The 23307-nt window shown below is 56.6% G+C and carries 22 protein-coding genes; 5 read left to right on the top strand and 17 right to left on the bottom strand.

Annotated elements, in window-relative coordinates:
* Window positions 1–6: 6 nt before the first annotated feature.
* From HFD87_RS18385 to pmbA, 11 genes are all read right to left on the bottom strand, one after another.
* Window positions 7–1929 carry a transcription antiterminator gene (locus HFD87_RS18385; protein ID WP_167423760.1) on the bottom strand — a complete coding sequence of 641 codons (1923 nt, stop codon included), beginning with the start codon at window positions 1927–1929 and terminating at the stop codon, window positions 7–9.
* 108 nt (window positions 1930–2037) lie between these two features.
* The gene (locus HFD87_RS18390; protein ID WP_167423761.1) at window positions 2038–2778 is read right to left on the bottom strand and encodes a KDGP aldolase family protein; all 741 of its coding nucleotides are present in this window, start codon (window positions 2776–2778) and stop codon (window positions 2038–2040) included.
* The gene (locus HFD87_RS18395) at window positions 2775–3896 is read right to left on the bottom strand and encodes a DgaE family pyridoxal phosphate-dependent ammonia lyase (protein ID WP_167423762.1); all 1122 of its coding nucleotides are present in this window, start codon (window positions 3894–3896) and stop codon (window positions 2775–2777) included. The genes HFD87_RS18390 and HFD87_RS18395 overlap by 4 nt, the downstream gene beginning before the upstream one ends.
* Window positions 3880–5010, bottom strand: coding sequence for an amidohydrolase/deacetylase family metallohydrolase (locus HFD87_RS18400; RefSeq protein WP_167423763.1), 1131 nt, complete (start codon window positions 5008–5010; stop codon window positions 3880–3882). The genes HFD87_RS18395 and HFD87_RS18400 overlap by 17 nt, the downstream gene beginning before the upstream one ends.
* A 43-nt stretch (window positions 5011–5053) precedes the next feature.
* Complete coding sequence (locus tag HFD87_RS18405; RefSeq protein WP_010256482.1) at window positions 5054–5695, bottom strand: DUF4310 family protein; 642 nt, start codon at window positions 5693–5695, stop codon at window positions 5054–5056.
* A gap of 11 nt (window positions 5696–5706) precedes the next feature.
* The gene (locus HFD87_RS18410; protein ID WP_010256480.1) at window positions 5707–6483 is read right to left on the bottom strand and encodes a DUF4311 domain-containing protein; all 777 of its coding nucleotides are present in this window, start codon (window positions 6481–6483) and stop codon (window positions 5707–5709) included.
* A gap of 128 nt (window positions 6484–6611) precedes the next feature.
* Window positions 6612–6911 carry a DUF4312 family protein gene (locus HFD87_RS18415; protein WP_010256479.1) on the bottom strand — a complete coding sequence of 100 codons (300 nt, stop codon included), beginning with the start codon at window positions 6909–6911 and terminating at the stop codon, window positions 6612–6614.
* Window positions 6912–6913: 2 nt separating this feature from the next.
* Window positions 6914–7270: an SFCGS family glycine-rich protein gene (locus tag HFD87_RS18420; protein WP_167423764.1), complete on the bottom strand. Its 357-nt coding sequence runs from the start codon at window positions 7268–7270 to the stop codon at window positions 6914–6916.
* Window position 7271: 1 nt separating this feature from the next.
* A complete protein-coding gene (locus tag HFD87_RS18425; RefSeq protein ID WP_010256475.1) occupies window positions 7272–7619 on the bottom strand; it encodes a glycine dehydrogenase in 348 nt (115 codons plus the stop codon).
* A gap of 295 nt (window positions 7620–7914) precedes the next feature.
* Window positions 7915–8301 carry a cytochrome b562 gene (gene cybC, locus HFD87_RS18430; RefSeq protein WP_010256473.1) on the bottom strand — a complete coding sequence of 129 codons (387 nt, stop codon included), beginning with the start codon at window positions 8299–8301 and terminating at the stop codon, window positions 7915–7917.
* A gap of 62 nt (window positions 8302–8363) precedes the next feature.
* A complete protein-coding gene (gene pmbA / locus HFD87_RS18435; RefSeq protein ID WP_010256470.1) occupies window positions 8364–9704 on the bottom strand; it encodes a metalloprotease PmbA in 1341 nt (446 codons plus the stop codon).
* A gap of 115 nt (window positions 9705–9819) precedes the next feature.
* Between pmbA and yjgA the strand changes: the two genes are divergently transcribed.
* Window positions 9820–10365 carry a ribosome biogenesis factor YjgA gene (gene yjgA / locus HFD87_RS18440; RefSeq protein WP_010256467.1) on the top strand — a complete coding sequence of 182 codons (546 nt, stop codon included), beginning with the start codon at window positions 9820–9822 and terminating at the stop codon, window positions 10363–10365.
* A gap of 40 nt (window positions 10366–10405) precedes the next feature.
* Here the strand turns inward: yjgA and HFD87_RS18445 are convergent, their stop codons facing one another.
* On the bottom strand, window positions 10406–11146 hold the full coding sequence (locus HFD87_RS18445; protein ID WP_167423765.1) for an oligogalacturonate-specific porin KdgM family protein: 741 nt from the start codon (window positions 11144–11146) through the stop codon (window positions 10406–10408).
* A gap of 352 nt (window positions 11147–11498) precedes the next feature.
* Window positions 11499–12851: a UDP-N-acetylmuramate:L-alanyl-gamma-D-glutamyl-meso-diaminopimelate ligase gene (mpl, locus tag HFD87_RS18450; protein ID WP_010256463.1), complete on the bottom strand. Its 1353-nt coding sequence runs from the start codon at window positions 12849–12851 to the stop codon at window positions 11499–11501.
* A gap of 168 nt (window positions 12852–13019) precedes the next feature.
* Here mpl and fbp point away from each other — a divergent pair, with 168 nt between their 5' ends.
* Window positions 13020–14027, top strand: coding sequence for a class 1 fructose-bisphosphatase (gene fbp, locus HFD87_RS18455; RefSeq protein WP_010256459.1), 1008 nt, complete (start codon window positions 13020–13022; stop codon window positions 14025–14027).
* Between the two features lie 63 nt (window positions 14028–14090).
* On the opposite strand, the gene HFD87_RS18460 is transcribed toward fbp, so the two are convergent.
* Window positions 14091–15650 (bottom strand): methyl-accepting chemotaxis protein, encoded by a 1560-nt coding sequence (locus HFD87_RS18460; protein WP_010256457.1) that lies wholly within the window; start codon window positions 15648–15650, stop codon window positions 14091–14093.
* Between the two features lie 169 nt (window positions 15651–15819).
* Here HFD87_RS18460 and HFD87_RS18465 point away from each other — a divergent pair, with 169 nt between their 5' ends.
* From HFD87_RS18465 to ppa, 3 genes are all read left to right on the top strand, one after another.
* Entirely contained in the window at window positions 15820–16230 is a 411-nt protein-coding gene (locus HFD87_RS18465) for a lysozyme inhibitor LprI family protein (protein ID WP_167423766.1), read from the top strand.
* Window positions 16231–16291: 61 nt separating this feature from the next.
* Window positions 16292–16741: a DUF441 domain-containing protein gene (locus HFD87_RS18470; protein WP_003855520.1), complete on the top strand. Its 450-nt coding sequence runs from the start codon at window positions 16292–16294 to the stop codon at window positions 16739–16741.
* 100 nt (window positions 16742–16841) lie between these two features.
* Window positions 16842–17372 (top strand): inorganic diphosphatase, encoded by a 531-nt coding sequence (ppa, locus tag HFD87_RS18475; RefSeq protein WP_003855519.1) that lies wholly within the window; start codon window positions 16842–16844, stop codon window positions 17370–17372.
* Between the two features lie 59 nt (window positions 17373–17431).
* Here the strand turns inward: ppa and HFD87_RS18480 are convergent, their stop codons facing one another.
* Genes HFD87_RS18480 through HFD87_RS18490 form a run of 3 tightly spaced genes read right to left on the bottom strand, consistent with a single transcriptional unit; the run spans window position 17432 to window position 23267 of the window.
* A complete protein-coding gene (locus HFD87_RS18480; protein WP_010256451.1) occupies window positions 17432–17785 on the bottom strand; it encodes a gamma-glutamylcyclotransferase in 354 nt (117 codons plus the stop codon).
* 2 nt (window positions 17786–17787) lie between these two features.
* Window positions 17788–21555: a translocation/assembly module TamB domain-containing protein gene (locus HFD87_RS18485; protein ID WP_159227020.1), complete on the bottom strand. Its 3768-nt coding sequence runs from the start codon at window positions 21553–21555 to the stop codon at window positions 17788–17790.
* Window positions 21552–23267: an autotransporter assembly complex family protein gene (locus HFD87_RS18490; RefSeq protein WP_154210861.1), complete on the bottom strand. Its 1716-nt coding sequence runs from the start codon at window positions 23265–23267 to the stop codon at window positions 21552–21554. Before HFD87_RS18490 ends, HFD87_RS18485 begins: the two co-directional genes overlap by 4 nt.
* Between the last annotated feature and the right edge of the window lie 40 nt (window positions 23268–23307).

Consider the following 23307-nt stretch of genomic DNA (forward strand, 5'->3'; position numbering starts at 1 on the left):
GCCGATTCAGGGCGAGGGCCACGAGCGGCTCAGGCAATCCATCGCCACTGCCCTGAAGCGGGTGAAATCGGTGCTGTCCCGCAGGCGGGTCATCGCCCTTTCACGCAGGAACGTCACAAACAGATCGTATATCGCCATCGCCTCTTCATATTCACTTTTGCTGATCGCCAGCAGGAAAATGACATAGGCAGTATCGTCTCCCCAGGCGATGCCGTGCGGCGCCAGCACCGTGTAAACCACGGTTTTCTTTGCCAGCAGCCCCAGCGAGTGCGGCAGTGCAATGCCTTCGCCGAGCATGGTGCTGACAATCGCTTCGCGCTCTTCAACCGACGGATAGAACGCCGCATCCACAAATCCCTCCGCCTCCAGTTGATCGCACAGCTGGCGAAACAGTTCAGACTGGGTCATCGGCCTGTCGACGATATGAAAGTGCTGGGCATCAAAAAATTTCGCCAGCATATAGGGCCGGGTACGGTCCACCAGCACCAGCTTGCCAATCTGTTCCAGCTGAAAACCGGTGGGAAACGGCGACATCACCACCACCGGTTTCTCTTTTTCGCTGAGCCGGATGGTAGAGATAACAAAATCTTCGTCGATGCGGCTGCGCGCCTCATACTCGCGCTGGGACAGGCGGGCCGTGACCTGCAACTGCGGATATTTGCGCAGCAGCATCGCCTCAATCATTCGCAGCGTAGAGTTACCGCTGTCGCAGACCAGCAGCACCTGCGGATGACGCTGATAACCGACGTCATAGTGGCGCTCCAGCCCGACACCGATATGCAATACCAGAAAGCCAATCTCATTCTCGGTGATGACGTAAGGGGTATATTTTCCCCAGCTGGTCACCGCCGCTAAGGTGACATCATAGGCCATGGGATAGTGCTGTTTGATGTTGCTGAGCAGCGGGTTGGGAATATGAATCTGATAGCGCACCCGCGTAATCATGGTTTTGATGTGGGTGAGCAGGTCAGCACGCAGCTGCTGATCGTTTTGCAGATTGAAGTTGTAATGCGTGTTGATAAAGCTGAGCAGATAATCCACCAGCGCGTCGGCGTCATCAGCATTGATGGCGCTGGGAGCAATCGCCTGAATGCGTCGCGCGGCGATATTGACCCGCAGCCAGTTCTCTTCCGCCGGTGAAATCGGTTTGCTGACCAGCGGACGCATCAGATTAATCAGGTGATGGGCCGCTTCACGCACCTCATCACCAATCTCCTCTGCACCCGGATCGTTAAGCGGATAGCCTTCGCTGATGCGCCGCACCGCCACGGCGCAGTAAAGCCGCAGATAGCGTTCACCCTCATCGCTGAGCCGAATATTGTGCTGAGCAAAACAGCTTTGCAGCAGCGGGCGCAGCGTCTCCAGCATGCCGCTGTTCAGCGCTTCGATTGTGAGCAGCGGGCTCTCGGGCTGCGCCTGATCAATTTGCCATAACAGGTCGGTCAGGCAGGTACGAATTGCCACTTCGCTGCCAAACAGCTTCATGCCGTAATGTGGCTTGCTCTCAATGGTGAGGTGATAGCGCCCCAGCCATTCGCGCACCTCCGCCATATCATTCTGCAGGGTCGCGCGGCTGACAAACCACTCCTCTGCCAGCTCTTCAAGTTTCAGGGAATAAGCGGCAGTAAGAAAGCGGGTCAGCAGGTAGCGAATCCGATCCGGCGAGGTGCGCGGCACCCGCAGCGGCGACGCGGTATGCTGTTGCAGATGCTGAAAGCGCTGAGCATCCTCAATCTTCAGCTGATAGCCCGCGCCACGATTGAGGACAAACTGCGCGCCATGTTCTGCCAGCAGCGCATTCAGCGCCGTGATATCGGTACGCACGGTGCGTGTCGAGACGGCGAAACGCCGCGCCAGCTCATCCTGAGGCAGCGTTTCGTTTTGCATGGCATCGAACAGTTGCGCAAGGCGCTGATTGGGAAATCTCACAAGCGTTACCTGTTTGCAGACAGAAATAGGGAACATCAGCCTACGGAGATCGTCTCGCAACGTCCATGTTGCGCGATCTAGCCTGTTGCAGGCAGATCGTGTTGATCTCTAAGCCAGCAGCGTTTTACAGATGGTCAGCAACTGCTTCACATCTTCAACGCGGGTCTCTCCGCTGGCTTTGTCGATGATCGAACTGTAGACGTGCGGGATCACTTTGCTGACGCCCGACTCCAGCGCTATGCGCACGATCTCACCGAAATTTTCCAGATCGATGCCGCCGGTTGGCTCCAGCCAGAAATCCAGCTTTGCACAGGCTTCCGCCACAGCGCGATACTCATCCACCGCCTGCAGACCGCCCATCGGGAAATATTTTACCGAGCTGCCGCCCATATCCTGCAGCATCGCGATCGCCGTTTCGACGGGCACAATCCCATCACGCTGTTTTGAGCTGCGCGGTCCGGTGGAGATTTTCACCTGCCCTGGCGTGCCGGTGGGCGAGATCAGACCGTTCACTATCGTCTGCGACTGCCCCAGCAGCGCACGGCTGGTGGCGACGCCGGTAAAGACCTGATTCACATGCTGCGGTTGCAGCACTGCCGCGATCTCACTCACCCTCTGTGACTGGTTGGGATCGCCCGCACCCAGACCAATCGAGAGCGCATTATCGATCAGCGCGGCATACTCGCGCATATCGGCGATAGCGGCTTCATTGCTGGCGTAGTTTTTCGACAGCACGCCGACCAGCACATGCCCTTCTGCCGCCTGCCAGATGGCGCGCGCATTCTCTTTCGATCCCGCCAGTACGTTAAGGCAGAGACGATCCTGATAGAAATTGGGGGTCAGCGTCATGCGTTTTTCTCTCCGTTTAACAGTGCCTGAATGCGGGTGAAAATAGTGTGCAGTTGATCGGCGCTGACGCTGCGCACGTCCGCCTCAATGATCCCTTCGTTGGCTTTGTAGCCACGGAAGTAGATCGCCACGTCGCCGTTTTTCAGCGCCTGCACCAGATCGCCGGTGCGCTGCTGGATCGCGGCTTCGTCGAACTTGATCTCAGCACGGGCGATGTCGCGTCCGGCGGCGTCCCACACTACCCGGGCCGTCACGCCATTCAGACTGTTGAGCTGTTCAATGAACGGCGTCATTTTTTCCACCATCTGCGCGCCGCTGATTTTTGGCTGCGTCAGATAGTTTTCAATCGCCTGGGTCAGCCCCAGGATCCCCTCTTTGCCCACTTTCATCGCGCGGCCAATGCCGTTGGTCTGGCGTTTGACCCACTCAACGTAGTGGTGTCGGCCAATCACCAGTCCGCTGGTCGGCCCTTCAATCGCTTTTGCTCCGCTGTAGATCACCAGATCGGCACCCGCCTGGTAGTAGCATTGCAGATCCTCTTCCGCCGCCGCATCGACGATCAGCGGGACGCCATGCTGGCGCGCAACGGCTGCGGACTGCGCCACATCGAGATGGCTCTTCTGCACACAGTGGTGCGATTTTACATAGAGGATCGCCGCGGTCTGTGGGGTGATCGCCGCCGCCAGCTGGGCGGGTGAGCACTCGTTGCTGTAACCCGCTTCCACCAGTTGCCCGCCACCCAGTGCCACCATGCTGCCGACCGGTGCGCCATAGTTCACGTTGTGCCCTTTCGGCACCACAATCTGATGCGGGACGGTCAGCGGCGCGGCATGCAGGTTATCCACCAGCCAGTCGTTGTCTTTCACAATCACCGCCGCCACGCTCTGGGCGATACCGGCCGAGGCGCAGGAGACCACCAGCGCGTTCTCCACCTTCAGCAGACCGGCGATATAAGCACCGGTCTTATCCACCAGATCTTTCATTTCGAAGTAGTGATCGAGGCCATATTTCACCGTATCGATCACCTCACTCGATGGCGTAGAGACGCCGAGGATCGTCATACGGCCAGAGGCGTTAATCACCGGCTTCAGGCCATACTTTTCATATACCGAGGTCATGCGCAATTCCTTCTTCAGTCGCGATCCACGTACCAGCAACGACGGCCGCCAGCGGGACCAGATGCTTCTCACCTGCGACCTGTTCACCTTCTGAATCGATGAATGGCCGGGTTTCCTCTTTGACGCTAAACACAGTCAGATCGGCGTCGTAGCCGACTTTCAGCTGGCCTTTGCGCTGCAGGCGCAGTCCTGCCGCCGCATTGAGCGTTACGCAGTCAATCACCTGCGGCAGCGTCATACCGACACTGAAAAATTTCGACATCACATGCGCCAGGTTGTGAACCGGTCCGGCCAGACGATTGCGGCAGTAGATGTCAGAGCTGATGGTGTCGGGCAGAATGCCCTGCGCAATCGCCGCGCGGGCGACTTCAAAGCTGAAGCTGGCACTGCCGTGGCCGACATCAAGTTTGACGCCACGCGCGATAGCCTGTTTTACCGCCGCTTTGAGCTCGCCCTGCGGCGTCAGGATACGGTTGGGTTTGCCGTTAAAGCAGTGCGTGATGATGTCACCCGTGGTGAGCAGATCCGCAATCTGGTCGAGATTGGGCGGATTATTGCCAATGTGAACCATCAGCGGCAGCCCGCCGGTTTCCTGCTGGATCGCCTTCGCTTTGATCAGCGGCTGCACACCATTCTCGCCCACCACGCTGCTGCTGATGCGCGCCTTGAGGCCGACAATAAAATCGGGCAGCCGCGCCACCGCCTGCTGCACCGCCTCGCCATCTATCTGCGTCATGTCAGCCAGCTCATTCTGGGTGACGATGCCGGTGCGGGCGATATTGATCAGCGCATAAACCTGGGTCTGTGCCGCGCGTGTCAGCCGGTAAAAGTCATCAATGTGCTCTGCGCCGGTGCTGCCCGCATCGACAACCGTGGTGACGCCATGCGCTACGCCAATCGCATCCGCTTCATCATGATAAATCGGTGATTTGGGATAGCAGTGAACGTGGGAGTCGATCCAGCCTGCGCTGAGGTAGTAACGGCCAGCCAGATCGCGCTCGCGCTGTGCGTTGCCCTGCACCTTGCCTATGGCGGCGATGCGGCCATCCTGCAGCGCAATGTCGACCACCTGCTCATCGCTGAGACGCGCACCGCGAATAATCAAGTCGTACATGGTTTCTCCTTAACGGCAGCCCGCTGCCGGGCTGCCGGTAAGATCAGAGAGCAATCGGAAACAGTGCCCCGAGGATCATCGCGCCGAGGATGGCGCCGCCGGTAATGGGCTTGTTCCAGAGATAGAAGAGCAGCGCGCCCAGCAGCGAACCCAGGCCAATCGGAATGGATGCCGCCATGGCTGACAGGATGATCAGCGGCCCCAGAAAGCGCCCCGAGGCATTACCCGCACCCATCATCACGTCTGCGCCGTAGGTTGAGTCGCTCTGATTGATGGTGAATTTACGCGCCAGAATAATCAGGTAGCCAATCGCCACACCAATCACCAGGCCCGTCGCCAGCGAGGCAGCGAAGTTCGCCACCGGGAAGACAATGCCCGCACCCAGCAACAGTGCCGGAACGCCCAGCCCGACGCCGGTCTGAATCGCCCCGCCGATATCCAGAATGCCCACCAGCGAACCTTCGATGATACGAGCGAACAGGAAGCTGGCACCAAAGGCGGCGACCGCGCCGTAGACGCCGGTCTCCATGCCTGCGCGCAGCATCGACACAAACGCCACTTCGTTGAACGCGCCGATGCCATAGAGGTAATACATGTGTGTCCCGGCAAAGACGCCAGAAGAGAGCAGGCCAACAAAGATCGGGAAAGACCAGTCGGCGTACCAGAAGCCTTTATTTTCGTTCATCGCATCGCCTCTTATTTGCCGCTGACTGAGTTGTGGATCATGTCGAGCCAGCCGGGAATGCCGAGCTGGAAGGACTGCAGCAGCTTCATATCGAAACCACGGAAGAAGCCGCTCAGCACAAACAGCAGCACGATGGCGGTCATCATGACTTTGGTGACCCGGTTCCAGCCGCTCTCTTCCACGCCTTTACCGATCAGGATACCCAGCACCAGTCCCGGCACGGCGTTGCCCATGATCAGCTGCGCCAGACCGCCAAAAATGGTGGCCCAGAAGCCTGACTTTCTGCCCGCGTCGATCGCCGCCAGCCAGAAGATCACCGGCATGACGGTGTTCACCAGCAGGTTAGCGGCGGGCACCAGCACTTTGACCGCCGTGACCTGCAGCGCAGCCGGAACAGCCGAGGCGGTGGAGTTGAGGAAGGCGACCACGATCATGCCGATGATGCCGCAGGCGATGGCCATTTTTTTCGGATCGTGCAGCGTCTCCGCCACATTACGATTCTTCACCATCAAGGCGGCCGCACCCCAGTTTGGAATGATGCGATGATCCACATCCTGAGTGAATGAACCGGCTGCGACAGACGATGCCCAGGCATTGAAAAAGAAGCCAAGACCAAAGGAGAAGTGGGATGCCGGATCGCCCTCGCACGAGTTCAGCTCGCCCAGCGTACGGAAAGCGCCCATGCCCTGAGTGGTTGGCGCGTGGAACATGCGCGCCGCACCCGCACCGACGCCGACCCCTACCAGCCCGCCAATGATCAACGACTTAAACAAAATGATTAAAAACATGTTGTTGTACCTTGTTGTCGTTTTTACCTGCCCAATCGCACGCCGCCGCATCGCCCACACCTGATCATCGCGATGTCGCGACAGCAGAGCATCGGGCAAACGGCTGGCTGGCGTTAACAGGCTCTGTTTTACGATGCCGCCGTGAACGCCACCTGTTCGGTGTCGAAAACGGTGACGCTGACGGTGATCTCCAGCGTGACGCTGAAGCTCCGCCGTTGGCGCGCCAGAAAGAAGAAGAGAAACTTCTCGGTTTTGACGCTCTCCTGCGCGCGCAGCACCCGGACATCCTGAGGTTCAATGCGCAGCAGAATTTTTTGCGTCGCGCGCAGAACCTGGTTCTGCACACGACTCAGGGCATCGGCAAAGGCTTTCGCTTTGGTGTCGCCTTTGCCCTCTACCGTCACCTGGGTAACGTATTGTTCTTTCATAATCAGCTGCCGTGCTTCTTGTTCCAGGCCTGCACCAGCCGCTCACCTAACTCTTCTTTATCCATAAAGCCGAAGCCCAGCACCGTGGCACCGTCATTAATGGCGGTGACGCCTTCGTCGACAGAACGCATGCCATGCTTTGCTTTGTAGCCATATTTGTTCTGAGCGGTGATAGCACCGGCGCCGCCGCTGCCGCAGAAAGAGATGCCGAAATCGGCGTTTTCCGCCTTCATCACGTCACCCAGTTTCATGTCAGCGGCGACACCTGGCACCACGACGGCACGGCCACCCGCTTTTTCGATGCCCGCCGCCACTTTCTGTCCTTTACCTAAACGATCGCCAATCACTACTGTTACCATCTTATGTTCCTCTCTGGTTGTTTGATCGCGCGACTTCAATATGCACTGACAGCAGCCAGGCCTCTTCGCGGGGCAGATTGCCAAACAGATCGACGACCTGCTGCGCCAGCGCTAACGTTTCCGGCGGAATATCCTCAAACAGCTCCGCTTCCACTTCCGGCAGCGGCTCACCGCTCAGCGAGCGTGACGCCATGGCACCGACATGCGATTGCAGCATCTGCTGCTGAACCGCATTGGGCTGAATACCCTGCTGCTGATAGATCGCAGCAATCTGCATCATCACGCTGTCAGCCAGCTGTTGCACTTTCTCAGGTGCCGCTTCATACACCGGGACGCCGTTATTACTCACCTTGCTACTCCTGTTAAACCGGATAATTCGCGTTAAAAACAAATTAGCGGTCATCGCCCCGGCTGTGGAGAGGCAACATTTCCAGCAGCAAGTGGAAATTGAAGTGAAGGTTGTGCGTCAGATCGCAGGCTGCATGCTTAGTGCGACACGCGTCGCAGAATGCGTAATTTGATGGATTTAACCGAGAAAAGCGGTGATGTTGTGCGGCGACAAGCCGGACGCGCGGGGGTTCAGGGTGCGGTAATAAGCAGAAGTGATGGTAAAAAACCGCCGGCCTGGCTGGCCGGCGATCTGATTAACGGAATTTCTTATGGTTGGTATTGCGGATGTCGTCGAACTTCGCTGCTTCGCGTTTCGCCCCGTCCACATTGTTGGCTTTCGCCAGCGCGCTGACCACATCGATCTGCGCGATCAGTGAGTCGATACCGGCATGGAAATCTTTCACCTGTGGGCTGTCAGCCGGCTGGCCTTCCAGCTTATCCGGCGTGCCCTGTCGCGCATCCTGCGCTGCGGCACGCATTTTGGTTAACGCCTGCTGCATCTCCTGGGCATTGTCACTTTTTTTGACGATTTTCAGGTTCGCATTCAGTGTATCCATATCCTGCTCCAGATCCGCCGCATAGAGACTGACGCTGGAGAACAACAGAGAAGCCGACAACATTGCAATCACATGCTTACGCATCATTACTTCCTTTTTATTGTGATGAAAAAAAGCAGCCAACCGGCTGCTTCAGGAATCCATCTTTATTGTCCCGCTATCTTCATCTCAGGCAGTAACACTGAACCGCACTGGATATTGCTGCGGGTTTCAATATCGTCACCGATGGTCACCATATTGCGCCACATCTCTTTGAGATTTCCGGCGATAGTCACTTCGCTGACCGGGTACTGAATAACGCCATTCTCGACCCAGAACCCGGCCGCACCGCGTGAGTAATCACCGGTAATGGCGCTGACGCCCTGTCCCATCAGTTCGGTCACCACTAACCCGGTGCCCATCTGCTTCAGCAGGTCGTCAAAGCTGTGGCCCTGGCCCGCAATGCGCCAGTTATGAATGCCGCCAGCGTGACCGGTGCTGGTCAGGCCCAGTTTGCGGGCTGAGTAGCTGGTTAACAGCCAGGTCTGCAGCACGCCATCTTTGATGATGTCGCGCGCCTGGGTACGCACCCCTTCGCTGTCGAATGGCGTGGAGGCGAGCCCTTTCAGCAGATGCGGCTGTTCATTGATGGTGAGCCACTCCGGCAGGATCTGCTGACCCATAGAATCCAGCAGGAAGGTCGATTTACGGTAAACGTTGCCGCCGCTGATCGCGCCAACCAGATGACCAAATAAGCCGGTTGCCACTTCAGAGGCGAAAATCACCGGGGCTTTCATGGTCGGAAGTTTACGCGGTGCCAGACGAGAGAGCGTGCGGCGCGCGCACTCTGCACCAACCCACTCCGGGCTCTTCAAATCTTCAAACGCGCGCCCAATGGTGTAGGCGTAGTCGCGCTCCATGTTGCCATCCTGCTCGGCAATCACGCTGCTGGAGAGCGAGTGACGGCTTGAGCAGTAGCTCTGTAACATACCGTGGCTGTTGCCAAAGACTTTGATGCCGACGTGGCTGTTGAAGCTGCCACCTTCAGTGTTAGTAATACGCTTGTCGGCGCGCAGTGATGCCTGTTCCGCCTGCGCAGCCAGTTCAATGGCGCGGTCAGCATCAATCTCCCACGGATGGTAGAGATCCAGGTCTGGCGCATCATAGGCCAGCAGCTCTGCGTCGGCCGGACCGGCGAAGGGATCGGGCGAGGTATAGCGCGCAATATCAATCGCCGCCTGCACGGTGCGTTTGATCGCGTCCGGGCTGAGGTCGGTCGATGAGGCGCTGCCTTTACGATTCTGATGATAGACGGTGATGCCCAGCGCACCGTCGCTGTTGAATTCGACGTTTTCCACTTCGCCATAGCGGGTGCTGACCCCGATGCCGGTGGTTTTACTGACTGCCACTTCCGCGCTGTCAGTGCTTGCTTTAGCCAGTTCAAGTGCCTGCGCAATGGCCTGCTCCAGTACTTTTCGCTGTTCTGCAACCTGAGTAGATACGTTCATCGACCTGCCGTCTAATCTTATGTGTGAATGATTTGAGTCTATCAGAGTCAGAGAACAATTTCGCAGTCACCCGATAAACTGGTAGGATTAGCCTCTTTTTTTTGGGAGCCCGGAAATGACCAAACAGCCCGATGAGTGGCTCGACGATGTGCCAGATAATGACGAAGAAGAAGATGAAGAGATTATCTGGGTCAGTAAGAGTGAAATTAAACGCGATGCAGAAGAGTTAAAGCGCCTGGGTGCCGAACTGGTTGATCTGGGTAAAAACTCGCTGGATAAAATCCCGCTGGATGAGCGCCTGCGTACTGAAGTGGAACTGGCACAGCGCATCAAGAAAGAGGGTCGCCGTCGTCAGCTGCAGCTGATCGGTAAACTGCTGCGCAGTATTGATGTGGAGCCGATCCGCGTTGCGCTGGATAAGCTCAATAATCGCCATAACCAGCAGGTTGCGCTGTTCCATAAACTGGAAATGCTGCGCGATCGTCTGATTGAACAGGGTGATGAAGCGATGGGCGACGTGATTGCGCTTTATCCCGATGCCGATCGTCAGCAGTTACGCAGCATGATCCGTAACGCGCAGAAAGAGAAAGCGGGCAGCAAGCCGCCGAAGTCTGCCCGTCAGATTTTCCAGTATCTGCGCGAACTGGCCGAAGCGAAGTAACGCCATGGCGGGCAGCCTCGCCCGCCTCCCGGCAGCGCATTCATCGATAGATATAGAGAATACCGGTGCGCAGCCGCAGCTGGCGTTCGCTCGATGTCGCAGAACGTCCGATATCACCAAAGGTGACGTAAGGCACCCAGACGCGATCGTTGCCAAGCGCATAATCGAACTGTAACTCCTGTTCGTAATCGTCATGTTTATTGGCAAAGAGTTTCGCATCCGCGTGTTTATACACCAGCTTATAGGTGGTGGTCAGCCGATCGCTTTTATTTCGCAGATAGAGATCAAAACGGTTGGCAGTGCGATGCCGGTCAGTATCGCAATAATCAATACCGCCGGTGCGGCATTGATCGTCATGCGCATAATCGGTCAGCTCAAGACGATAAAGGCCACCGAGAGACCAGCGATCATTAAATTTATACCAGGGTGCCACACCAAATTTCCATTCAGTGCGCGAGGAGTTAAATTCTGGCTGAATAAAAGGCGACACTGTCCAGCTTCCCCAGTAATACGACTTCAGAAAGGTCACCTCCACTACGTTTAACACGGTGTCGTTATAATATTTGTCTTTTGGATCGGCGCCGCCGGTTTTGAATTTGGTTTCGACCCCGAGAAACATATTGTCCGGCAGCGTGGTGCTCAGACCCAGCTTGTCGTAGTGCGTGCGGTCGCGAAGGCGGTACTCATGCCGGTAATCAACTGTGGCCGTGGCCAGCGCCGCAGCAGAACTGCATAACAACGCGGCGCCCAGCAAAAACGACAATGAATTATTATTTCCCATATGAACATCCTTATTAGTGGTAATCAGAGCAATGAATTATCCGAACTCATTCGTTTAACCCAGAGTTAACTTATATTTAAAAACCTCATCAATATAAGATCGCGCATAAAGAGAGACTGTTATTTATCCCTTTAACTTTAACGCGTTAATTATTATTCCTCAGTCACTACAGGGATGATGCTAGAAATAACCGGCGAGAGCGGCCTTTCTGTTTCAGACACTAATAAGAAAAATATGGCAACGGCAGGAAGAGTGAGCAGATCGAATTCAAAAATATGCGGAATTTATTGAGGGAATAATATTTCCGGGGATAATGCTTTTAAAAAAGCGCCCGAAACGGGCGCCTGTGACATTATGCCAGCCTGTCCAGCAGCTTCTGGTGGATGCCACCAAACCCGCCGTTGCTCATGACCAGAATCGTGTCGCCTGGCTGCGCGGCTTTGGCCACCATTTCCACCAGGGTATCGATATCCGCGCTCCAGTGTGCAGGCGGAATGCACGCTTCTGCGACATCAGATACCTGCCACGGAATATGGTGCGGCTGGAACAGAAAGACCTCATCAGCACGCGCCAGCGACGGTGCCAGATCGTTCTTGCTGACGCCCATCTTCATGGTATTGGAGCGTGGCTCCAGCACAGCCAGGATGCGCGCTCTGCCGCCAACTTTGCTACGCAGGGCAGCCAGCGTCGCCAGAATCGCGGTCGGATGGTGAGCGAAGTCATCATAGACTTTGATGCTGTTCACTTCGCCGCGCAGCTCCAGCCGCCGACGCGCATTGATAAAGCTGTTCAGCGCCTGGCCTGCATCTTCCGGCTTCACACCCACATGGCGCGCGGCAGCAATCGCCATTAGCCCGTTGTGCATATTGTGTTCACCCACCAGCGCCCAGTTCACTTCCCCGACTTTTTCGCCGTCGAGCCAGATTTCCCAGTGAGACGCATCGTTGGTGAGCTTCTTCGCCTGCCAGCGCCCGTGCTCGCCCACGTTCTCCTGCTCGCTCCAGCAGCCCATCGCCATCACCTGTTTGAGGTTAGGATCATGTTCCGGCAGCAGGATCTTGCCCTGGCCCGGTACGATCCGCACCAGATGGTGGAACTGCTTCTGGATCGCGCGCAGATCGTCAAAGATATCGGCGTGATCAAACTCAAGATTATTGAGGATCAGCGTACGTGGGCAGTAATGGACAAACTTGGAACGCTTATCGAAAAACGCGCAGTCGTACTCATCCGCCTCAATTACGAAGAATGGACTTTTTCCTAATTTTGCCGAGACATCGAAGTTTCCGGGCACACCACCAATAATAAAGCCTGGCTCAAGGCCGCAGGCCTCGAGAATCCACGCTGCCATGCCGGCTGTGGTGGTTTTACCGTGGGTTCCCGCGACCGCCAGCACCCAGCGATCGCGCAGCACGAAATCGTGCAGCCACTGCGGGCCAGAGAGGTAAGGAATGTTGCGTTCCAGCACCGCTTCCACGCAAGGATTACCCCGCGTCATCGCGTTGCCGATAATCACCAGATCAGGCACCGGGTCAAGCTGACTGGCGTCGTAACCTTCTGTTAATTCAATACCTTGCTGTTCAAGCAGAGTACTCATAGGTGGGTAAACGTTGGCGTCTGACCCGGTCACCTGATGACCAAGTGAACGGGCCAGCATCGCCAGACCGCCCATAAAAGTGCCACAAATCCCGAGGATGTGAATGCGCATTACGTGATCCATTACTCAAAAGTTCGGCGCACAGTGTAACGCCGCTCGCAGATGGAAGAAACGGATTAGGACTATGGTTTTTGAAGTTCAATCGGCTAAACTGCGTACGCATCCGTTGGCAGACTGTTACGCGTGCTGCCACTCCATCGAAGATTCAGGGAATGTGTTATGAAAACGTTGGGCGAATTTATCGTCGAGAAGCAGCATGACTTTCCGCACGCTACAGGTGAACTGACAGCGCTGATTTCCGCTATTAAGCTGGGTGCCAAAATCATCCACCGCGATATCAACAAAGCCGGTTTAGTGGATATTCTGGGTGCCAGCGGCGTCGAGAATATTCAGGGTGAGCAGCAGATGAAACTTGATCTGTTTGCCAACGAGAAACTGAAGGCAGCACTGAAAGCACGCGGCATCGTCGCCGGTATCGCTTCTGAGGAAGAAGACGAGTTTGTGATCTTTGAAGGTGAAGAAAACGGTAAGTACGTGGTGTTAATGGATCCACTGGATGGTTCTTCTAACATCGACGTTAACGTTTCCGTCGGCACCATTTTCTCTATCTACCGCCGCGTCAGCGAGCCGGGTACGCCGGTTGTTGAAGCTGACTTCATGCAGCCAGGCAACAAGCAGGTCGCTGCCGGTTACGTGGTTTACGGCTCCTCCACCATGATGGTTTATACCACCGGTGCAGGCGTGCATGCGTTTACTTACGATCCGTCTCTGGGTGTGTTCTGCCTCAGCCACGAACGTATGACCTATCCACCAACGGGTTACACCTACTCCATTAACGAAGGTAACTACATTCGTTTCCCGCAGGGTGTGAAGAAATATCTGAAGTTCTGTCAGGAAGAGGATCTGCCAACGCACCGTCCTTATACCTCACGTTACATCGGATCGCTGGTCGCGGATTTCCATCGTAATCTGCTGAAAGGCGGCATCTACCTCTATCCAAGCACCGCCAGCCATCCTCAGGGTAAGCTGCGTCTGCTGTATGAGTGCAACCCGATGGCGTTCCTGGCAGAGCAGGCGGGCGGTAAAGCCAGCGACGGTCAGAAGCGTATTCTGGATATTCCACCGGTCACGTTGCACCAGCGCTGTCCGTTCTACTGCGGTAACGAGGCGATGGTGAACGACGTTGAGCGTTTCCTGGCCGAGTTCCCGGATTGCCGTCAGGGTTAATCCGGCAGGGGTATAAAAAGTCATATAAAAAGTAAGGGCGCGATTTTCGCGCCCTTGCTGTTTTTACGCCGTCTGCAACCTGAACTGCGCCATGGTTGCCTGAAGCTGATCGGACTGCGCTTCCAGCGACTGGGTTGCGGCGGTGGCCTGCTCCACCAGCGCCGCGTTCTGCTGCGCCGCCGCATCCATCTGTGTGACCGCCAGATTAACCTGCTCAATGCCACGGCTCTGTTCGTCAGAGGCCATCGAGATCTCTTTCATCAGTGCCGTTACGCGCATGACCTCACCAGAAATCTCATCCATGGTTTCCCCGGCCCGCGTCGCCATCTCGCTGCCCTCTTTGACCCTCGACTGTGAATCACTAATCAGCGTACGGATCTCTTTGGCCGCGTTAGCGCTGCGCTGTGCCAGCGTGCGCACTTCGTTTGCCACCACCGCAAAGCCACGGCCCTGCTCGCCTGCGCGCGCCGCTTCAACGGCGGCGTTGAGTGCCAGGATATTGGTCTGGAAGGCGATACCATCAATCACGCCAAGAATGTCGCCGATACGATTGGCACTGTCGGTAATCTCATGCATTTTTTCCATCACATAGCAGACCACCTCCGCGCCGCGATCGGCAGTATCAGAGACCGCGTTAGCCAGCTGGTGCGCCTGCTGGGCATTGCTGGCGTTAAGCCGCACGGTTGCCGTGAGCTGCTCCATGCTGGCGGCCGTCTGCTCCAGCGAGGCGGCGGACTCTTCGGTACGCTGCGACAGATTGACGTTGCCCGCGGCCAGTTCACGGCTGCCGATGTCGATCTGCATACTCGCTTCGCGCACCTGACTCACCGAGGTACGCAACGACTGCTGCATCCCGGCGAGCGCATGATTAAGCCGCCCCAGCTCATTGTTGCCCGACGGTGGCAGCGCCTGCGAGAGGTCGCCCGCCGCGACCTGCTCAAGATGGAGAATGGCCAGGTTCAGCGGCTGCAGCAGCATCCTACGCAGCAGTTGCCAGGCGAGCACCAGCAGCAGCAGTGTTAATACCACCGCCACGGCGATCAGGATTTTCATTTTGGTTTCGTTGTAGGCCGCCTGCGCCAGCTGGGCCTGCGTGATCTGATCGGCCAGCTGACTGAAGTCCGTGACGGCCTTGTTATAGCTGGCCGCCAGCGTCGCCAGGTTGCCTTCCAGCAATTGGTAATACTCGTCGGTATATTGCTTATCCAGGGCGTTCATCATTGGTTTGATGCCCTGATCGAGATAGGCTTTGTAACTGGCCGAAACCGCATCGGCCAGCTTTTTACCGTGCGCCGTCACCGTTCCGGCGTCCACAAAGCGCTTCAAACTTTGCTGTGATGAGACCACATCCGCCTGCGACAGTTTTGTTACTGCCGCCCCCTCTTCCAGTAAACCAATTTCAATTTTACGCACCGCCAGCGCGGCGTTAGCGCGGGCCCGCATCAGATCGGCATTGCTCTGGTAAAGACTGTTCAGCTCGATCCCCTGAATGCGGTTGATCACATCCAGCGAGCGATTCCCTTTGTTAATTGCCACGATACCCATAAAACTCACCGCCAACAGCAGCAGTGTCATAAATGCCAGCAATGCCAGCAACCCCGTGCGAAGTGATAACTGTTTCATCCAGATAGTTTCCGTGTATGTGAAAAGGCAAATTTTCCAGCGGCCCTAAAACGGATGAAGTATCGGCAGTAACGGCGCGAAACTTTAACCCTGATTAGTGTTAACAACTTGATCATCACGGGAACATCCATCAAGCTAATCGCCGCTTATCCGTTATCCGGAGAAAAGAATGAAACCAGGATTACTTCTGATGCTGCTGTGCCTCAGCACAGCGGTGCTGGCAGAGGATCTGCCGACAGACGCCTCGCCCGATCGCTGCCTCAATGACGCCTCGACTACCCTTGCCATGAACCAGTGCTACGCTGCGGCTAATCGGGCCTGGGATCAGGAGATGAATAAGCAGTACAACAAACTGATGAAAACCCTCTCCGGCGAACCTAAAAGCAAACTGCGTGCCGCGCAACGCGCCTGGATGAGCTACCGCGACAGCTGGCTTGAGGCGAGCCGCAGCCAGCTCAGTTCACAAGGCTCGCTGGGCAGCGTGGCGCTGAGCGCTCAGAGCCTGAGCCTGGTGCGCAATCAGGCACTGATGTTGCAGTCACTTGGTAAAGGCAGCTGTGCTAACCCCGATGACTGCTGATCGATAACCGGTTTTTGCGCTGGCTGAAGTCAGCGCGCTCATTAACCTTCAGGGAGAAACCATGGCTGCTTACGCCTCGACCATCATTCTGATTTGCCTTGCCGTGCTGAGTTATTTCGTTCACAACAACGCGGTCACAATTTCAATTCTGGTGCTGCTGGCGATTAAAATTACCCCGCTGGCTCAGTTCTTCCCCTACGTAGAAAAACAGGGCATTACCTTAGGCATCATTATTCTTACCGTGGCGGTGATGGCCCCGCTGGCAAGCGGCTCACTGCCCGCCTCTGCGCTGATCAAGTCGTTTGCTAACTGGAAGTCGATTGTGGCGATTCTGGTGGGGATCTTTGTCGCCTGGCTGGGCGGCCGTGGCGTGAACTTTATGAGCGTCCAGCCTTCGGTGATTGGTGGTCTGCTGATTGGTACAGTGATTGGCGTGGCGTTCTTCCGAGGGGTGCCGGTAGGACCACTGATTGCCGCAGGCATTGTTTCGCTGTTTGTGGCGGCTAAGTAGCGTTTGGGCGCATTCCGAAACGCCAAAAAGGGGGCATACTTTCAGAGTCAGTTGGCTATAATAGCTGACACTCAACATACGACTACTGAAGGAATGCCAGATGAGTTTGAACCAGGTGCCAGCAGGTAAAGACCTGCCAGAAGATATCTACGTTGTCATTGAGATCCCAGCGAATGCTGATCCGATCAAATATGAAGTTGATAAAGAGTCTGGTGCCCTGTTTGTAGACCGTTTCATGTCTACCGCCATGTTCTATCCGTGCAACTACGGCTACATCAACCATACCCTTTCTCTGGATGGTGATCCGGTTGACGTACTGGTTCCGACCCCGTATCCACTGGTTCCAGGCTCAGTGATCCGCTGCCGTCCGGTTGGCGTGCTGAAAATGACCGACGAGTCTGGCGAAGATGCCAAACTGGTTGCCGTTCCGCACACCAAACTCTCTAAAGAGTACGATCACATCAAAGATGTGAACGACCTGCCAGAACTGCTGCGTGCACAGATCACCCACTTCTTTGAGCACTACAAAGATCTGGAAAAAGGCAAATGGGTGAAAGTGGATGGCTGGGATAATGCCGAAGCCGCTAAAGCTGAAATCATCTCCTCTTACGAGCGCGCACAGAAGAAGTAATTCTGCTGCCGGTTTGTGAGTCGAAAAAAAAACACCGTCCGGATGGACGGTGTTTTTGTTCAGGCCTCTGGCTCCTCATCGCGCTTCAGCCAGTCACCACTCATGATGCGCTGGCGTCCTGCCACTGAGCGTTGATAGACATAAAGCCATGCACTGCCAAACGGCGTCTGAGTCAGATAACGTTTGTACTCTCCCCCTTTGGTGCGAAGCGCATCCAGCTCCGCAAGGGTTGAGGCATCAATGCGGTACACCTCACAATGTACCGCTCCATTGCCCTCAATCACGCCGGGATAATGGCCCAGACTGTAAAGCTCAAAGCCTTCAATCTGGTGATCACCCAGCCACTGCGCATTCGTCATCCAGTGACTGTTTCCCTGTTTGCGCCGTAAACTGCCGTAGACAATTATTCGCATTGCTAAAACTCAAACTGATAGAGCAAATCGAGAGCCTGATCCACACCGGACACGGCTTCCAGATAGAGTTTAGGCATCAGGCGGTAACGCAAGGTTAACGTCGCCAGTGAATCAAATATGCCAACACCGTATTTTACCTGCAGACCCGGTAGCACATAGCCGCTGACCTGCACCTGCTGGCTGTCGCCAACACCGGCAGTATCAACAGCGAGATTGCTGACACCGAATGTCTCCCCGATTTTACCCACAACCTGCCCACTTTGTGCAACCCCTAAGCCAACAAGTGCTGAAGTGAGGGCGTTACTGTCGCCGTCGCTGCCCAATCCCTGACCGCGCAGCAGATAGGAAAGCGCTTCCTGTTGCGACATCGCCGGATCGGAGAAGACTTCCGCTTTTGGCTCATCCGCCAGGCCAGTGACGCGCAGACCCGCGGTGACGCCATCTTCGGTGGCATCCGGGTTACGGATGGCTTCCAGGTTGACGTAAGGCTGATCCGGCGGACCGGCAAACTGCAGCTCGCCTTTACGCACGATCAGATCCTGACCATAAGCGTGGAAGCGACCGGACGGAATGTTGATCTGACCGTTCAGGCCGAGTCCTGACTTATCCTGCACCATTTTCAGATCGCCATTCAGCTTCGCTTTCAGGCCAAACGCAGAGAGTCGCACATCGTTGCCGACGTGGATCACCAGATTGCTGTTAATCGGAATCGCGGCGGTTTGCGGTGCAATCGGCTTCAGCTGTTTATCCAGCAACACCTCATCCGACGAAACGCCAGTGGCGCTTTCCGGCACTTCCTGCACCGTAATGCGCGCCCATGGAATATCGACCCGGCCATCAAGGTTAAAGGCCGCTGGCGTCGCTTCAAACACCAGATCCGGCGAGACATCCATGCGCACCATCGGCGGCACGGTCACGCGAACCCGGCTGCCCTGCGCCGCAATGCGCGCACGCCAGTTGTCGAGCTGGCTCCAGTCTGCGTTACCGCTGAGGTTGATATTGCCCTGCCCGGTCTGCACCAGCCCGTTCAGGGTGGAGCTCATGCCGTTAAACACCAGATTCAGGTTGGCACTGGTCAGGTCAACCGGCATAAAGTTGCCATCCACATCCACACCCGTCAGGCCAAGCTGACCAAATACCTGCGGCTGCTGCACGCTGCCGCCCAGGCGCAGGCTGCTGTTCAGGCTGCCTTTGATCTTCTCGCCCTGCATCAGTGCCGGATTGAGCATCGCCAGCGAGACATTGCGGATGTTGACGTTACCGCCCAGCGTGCGACGGTTTTGCGGATCGTCGATCTGCACGTTGCCATCCAGCTGACCGTTATTGGCGATGCGGATCAGCCAGTCGAGCTGGGCGCGCCCGTTTCGCAGCGCGGCATTGAGGTTCAGCGTGTCAAAGGCGATCGGCAGATTGTTGCCCTGCACATCCTGCACCACTTTCACGCCGTTGCCCTTCAGCGCCACGGTACCGGTCGGCAGGCTGCCATCGGCAGTCCAGTTGACGCGCACGTCGCCGCTGAACAGGCCGCTAAGCTGAGTCGCATCCGGCATAAACGGCTTCACCATCGCCAGGTCAAAGCGATTCAGCACCACATGCGCCTTGCCTGCCGGGCCCGCTTCAACCGGCTCCGGCACACAAATTTGCGCATTGGGGTTCTGCCAGCAGTGTGGGCCGATGGTGGCCGTCTGGCGGCTGTTCAGATAGTCGATGGCCATGGCGCGGGTCAGACGCCACTCACCGACTGGCGTATCAAAGTGGGTGTCGTTCAGCGACCCTTTCCAGCGCTCCGTCTGGCGATCAAAGCTGCCGTTCAGCGCCAGCTGGCCAGAGACCGGTTTGCCCTGCACATTGAGCTTCAGCTGATGCTGATGCTCATTGCCGTCCGCGTTCAGCGTCAGCAGGCTGATGTTCAGCGCATCCTGCTTCAGCTGCTCGACGCGCAGTTGCAGTTTACCCGCCACCTGCTCGCCGGAACGGACGTCGCCATTCAGGGTGACGCGATTGATCTGCATCTGCTGCCAGCGCAGACCACGGGCATTAAGATCGGCCAGCAGCTGCGGTGCCTTCAGGGTACCCCGCGCTTTTATTGTGCCGTTGATGACGCCGCCCAGACCCGGCAGCGCATTGTCGAGCTGGGGTGCGTCGATACTGGCATCGAGATCCAGACTGTCGCCCAGCGCGCCTTTAACATCCAGATGGTTGCGTCCCAGCGCCAGCTTAATGCCCGGCACCGTCCACTGGTTGTAGCTGTTACCGGTCAGGGAGCCATCAGCGGTCACGGCGTTCTGTTTCACATTGCCTTTCAGCTGTAGCTGCGGCACGCTCAGTTGCCAGCTGCCACCATACAGACTGCCGCGGGTGGTGATTTTGCCATCCAGCCTTGCTGGCCAGTCGGGATACTGTTTAGCGGTATTAATTCCCGCCAGCGTCAGCTCACTGCGCCAGCTTATCGCCTTGCTCCAGTCCACCAGCGCGGTGAGATCGATATTGCCCTGCAGCGCAGCCACGCGCAGGCGGTCGAGGCTGAACTGCTCAACGTTGCCTTTACCCGTCAGCGAGATCGTCGCCGGTGGTACAGATTCACCCTTCACGGCAGTCTGCAGCGACATCACATAATCGGTGGCTTTGCCTTTGAACTGATAGTCCAGGTTATCCGCCTGATACGCTACCGGACCGGTCAGCGGCCAGCGTAACTGCGGACTGGTCAGCTTCAGTGACAGCGGCAATCCCGCCACCGCCAGCTGGGTCGTGGCGTCCAGCTGCGCATTCACCGGACCGGAGAGGTTCAGCCCCATCTTCAGCTCGTCGCGCATCGCGCCATTAAGTTTCAGCGCGAGCTTTTCGCCTTTAATCGGATCGGTATTCACTGTGCCGTTAAGGGAGAAATCGACTGGCCAGTTATCCGCCAGCATCGCCTGACCGCTACCCTTCAGATTGCCGAGGTTCGAGTCCACCTCCAGCGTGCTGAGCTGCATCTGACGATCGGCGGTTCTGGCTTTCAGCAGCAACCGGCTGACGGAAATATCGGTGTCGCCGGTAATGCGCAGCTGTTCACCCAGAATCTGCTGCACCTCAATATCCAGCGGCAGACGGAAATCAGGCATCGCAGGCAGAAGGGGTTGCGCAAACATCGCCTGCAGCGTTTCACCCAGCGGTTTTTCAGCGGGATGTGGCTGCTGGACTTTCGGTTCTACCACCTCGTCATTGACCACTTTCGCCGCTTTCGGCAGCGCAATCAGCAGGCTTTGAATATGGGTCGGGTTCAGCGTCAGCGCACGATCCTGCCACTGCAGGCCGGTGGTGAAGTCGAGCAGCGATATTGCGGTGTCATCAACTTTGACATTGATATTGTGCAGGCCAAAGTGACGCAGCGTGATGGGGTATGGCGTGCTGAGGTTAGTGTTGCCACTCTCCTCTTCCGGCGCTGGTGCCGCAGGCGTCATTTTCTTGCTGTCGACCACCACGCTGATATCGCGCAGGGAGACATCGTTAACGCACACGGAGGAGTGCAGCAGGCAGTTGAGATCCACCGCCAGATGAATTTGCCCGGCATCGACGCTGACCCCAGGCATTTCGTAACGCAGACCGTTAAGGGTCAGGTTACGCCAGCCCCCATCGACCTGCTTGATTGACAGGCCCGGCACCCAGCGCGACGCACCTTTCAGCACTAAATGCAGCCCAGGCGTGGTACCGATTAAAAATGCCACCCCACCCAACAGCACGACCAGAAAGATCAGAATGCCGATCAGGACCTTTTTCCACAGCTTCATAGTTCTGGCCCCAGCCCTACGTAAAATTGTAATCCATGCTCTTCGTCATCCCCGATGGGTCTGGCGATATCAAATTTGATTGGGCCAACCGGTGAAGACCAGCGCACGCCGACGCCCGCACCGGTTTTGACGTTACTTTGCTTGATGTCGTTAACCGCTTCGCCCGAGTCGACAAACACCGCGCCCCACCATTTCCCGGTGACGTTGTACTGATATTCCAGCGATCCGGTGGCGAGTTTTGACGCACCGGTGAGTTTGCCGTCATCATCGCGCGGTGAAATATTTTTGTATTTGTAGCCACGAATACTGCGGTCACCACCGGCAAAGAAGCGCAGATCCGGCGGCACTTTTTCGAAGTCGTTGGTTTCGATCCAGCCCAGATTGCCGCGCGCCACAAAGCGATGACTGTCGCCAAGGGTACGGATCCAGACGTTTTGCGCCTGCAGGATCAGGAAGTCGACGTCTGAACCCCAGGTGGTATCAGAGACGTCTGCCGAATAGCGCTGTGAATCGCCCCATGTCGGCATCAGGCCGCCACGGGAACGGGTACGGTTTACGCTGACGCCGGGATAGAGCAGCATAGTGGTGTTGGTCACGCTGCCCTGAGTAAAGTGATCCAGGCTCCAGCGCAGGTTGACCGCCTTCTGCCAGCCGCTGCTGCTGTCCCAGTTGCGCGACATCGCAAGCGTAGTGGTATCCGCTTTGGTGTCGTTTAGGTCGGTGCGCTTCAGGCCGCCGGAGAAGGTGTAGTACTGCTCAAGCGGGCTTTTCAGCAGCGGCACTTTGTAGCTGAGATCGACCTGCTGTTCCGGCGCGGAAACGTAGGCGCTGGCCGCCAGGCTGTGGCCGCTGTCGTTGATCCACGGTTTTTTCCAGGTCCCTTTCAGGCGCGGACCGACGTCTGTGGAATAGCCGACGCCGGTTTCAATGGTGTTTTCGGTGCGGGGTGACATTACTGCGCTCAGCGGCAGCACTTTGGTCTGTCGTCCCTTGCTGAATTCCGGCGCGACCACCACCGAATTAAACCAGCCGGTAGCGGAGAGGCGGCGATTCAGCTCGGCTAAATCGCGGGAGCTGTAGTAGTCCCCCTCTTTAAACGGCACCAGGTTTTGCAGGTACTCTTCGCGAATTTGCGATCCCTGGAAAGTAACGTCGCCGAAGCGATAGCGTTCGCCACTGTCGTAGTCGATATCCCAGAACGCTTCACGCCGCTCAACCGAGACACCAAGCTGGCTTTTTTTAAACGTGCCGTCGAAATAGCCGTTACGCAGTGCGAGATTAGAGAAGCCGCTTTTGAATTTGTCATATTGCCCGTGGTTAAGCTGGCTGCCCACTTCAGGGCGTCCCTGCTTCACCCAGGCTTTGTAATCCGCGTCATTGCGCGCATCGCCTTCGACCACAATCGTGCTGCCGCCGATTTTTACCGGTTCACCAGGCGTTACGTGTGCCACTAATACCGGTCGTCCACCCTGCGCAGGCGCGGGGCGGGATTCGAAATCGATGGTGGGCTCGTAATAACCGAGCGCGCGCAGCCCCTCTTTTATCGCAACAGAAACGCGCGCGCGAAAGCGGCCATCATTAGAGACCTCATCGCTGCCGATGGTGGACAGACGCGCTCTGACATTCTTTTGCAGATCCCCGGATAAGCCGTCTACCTGTAATCGCACTGTCGCCGCCTCAAGGGCGGGCGCGGCAAGCAGCAGGCCAGCCATGCAATAAACATAAAATCGTGGCACCTGTACTCCTGTTAAT

The sequence above is a fragment of the Pantoea sp. EKM21T genome (genome assembly GCF_011800405.1).
GTDB lineage: Bacteria > Pseudomonadota > Gammaproteobacteria > Enterobacterales > Enterobacteriaceae > Pantoea > Pantoea agglomerans.

Bases quoted from the DNA above. Each gene is read 5' to 3' on its own strand.
- HFD87_RS18390 (WP_167423761.1), bottom strand. From the start codon at position 2,778: ATGACGCTGACCCCCAATTTCTATCAGGATCGTCTCTGCCTTAACGTA.
- HFD87_RS18395 (WP_167423762.1), bottom strand. From the start codon at position 3,896: ATGACCTCGGTATATGAAAAGTATGGCCTGAAGCCGGTGATTAACGCC.
- HFD87_RS18400 (WP_167423763.1), bottom strand. From the start codon at position 5,010: ATGTACGACTTGATTATTCGCGGTGCGCGTCTCAGCGATGAGCAGGTG.
- HFD87_RS18405 (WP_010256482.1), bottom strand. From the start codon at position 5,695: ATGAACGAAAATAAAGGCTTCTGGTACGCCGACTGGTCTTTCCCGATC.
- HFD87_RS18410 (WP_010256480.1), bottom strand. From the start codon at position 6,483: ATGTTTTTAATCATTTTGTTTAAGTCGTTGATCATTGGCGGGCTGGTA.
- HFD87_RS18415 (WP_010256479.1), bottom strand. From the start codon at position 6,911: ATGAAAGAACAATACGTTACCCAGGTGACGGTAGAGGGCAAAGGCGAC.
- HFD87_RS18420 (WP_167423764.1), bottom strand. From the start codon at position 7,270: ATGGTAACAGTAGTGATTGGCGATCGTTTAGGTAAAGGACAGAAAGTG.
- cybC (WP_010256473.1), bottom strand. From the start codon at position 8,301: ATGCGTAAGCATGTGATTGCAATGTTGTCGGCTTCTCTGTTGTTCTCC.
- pmbA (WP_010256470.1), bottom strand. From the start codon at position 9,704: ATGAACGTATCTACTCAGGTTGCAGAACAGCGAAAAGTACTGGAGCAG.
- yjgA (WP_010256467.1), top strand. From the start codon at position 9,820: ATGACCAAACAGCCCGATGAGTGGCTCGACGATGTGCCAGATAATGAC.
- HFD87_RS18445 (WP_167423765.1), bottom strand. From the start codon at position 11,146: ATGGGAAATAATAATTCATTGTCGTTTTTGCTGGGCGCCGCGTTGTTA.
- mpl (WP_010256463.1), bottom strand. From the start codon at position 12,851: ATGCGCATTCACATCCTCGGGATTTGTGGCACTTTTATGGGCGGTCTG.
- fbp (WP_010256459.1), top strand. From the start codon at position 13,020: ATGAAAACGTTGGGCGAATTTATCGTCGAGAAGCAGCATGACTTTCCG.
- HFD87_RS18460 (WP_010256457.1), bottom strand. From the start codon at position 15,650: ATGAAACAGTTATCACTTCGCACGGGGTTGCTGGCATTGCTGGCATTT.
- HFD87_RS18465 (WP_167423766.1), top strand. From the start codon at position 15,820: ATGAAACCAGGATTACTTCTGATGCTGCTGTGCCTCAGCACAGCGGTG.
- HFD87_RS18470 (WP_003855520.1), top strand. From the start codon at position 16,292: ATGGCTGCTTACGCCTCGACCATCATTCTGATTTGCCTTGCCGTGCTG.
- ppa (WP_003855519.1), top strand. From the start codon at position 16,842: ATGAGTTTGAACCAGGTGCCAGCAGGTAAAGACCTGCCAGAAGATATC.
- HFD87_RS18480 (WP_010256451.1), bottom strand. From the start codon at position 17,785: ATGCGAATAATTGTCTACGGCAGTTTACGGCGCAAACAGGGAAACAGT.
- HFD87_RS18485 (WP_159227020.1), bottom strand. From the start codon at position 21,555: ATGAAGCTGTGGAAAAAGGTCCTGATCGGCATTCTGATCTTTCTGGTC.
- HFD87_RS18490 (WP_154210861.1), bottom strand. From the start codon at position 23,267: ATGGCTGGCCTGCTGCTTGCCGCGCCCGCCCTTGAGGCGGCGACAGTG.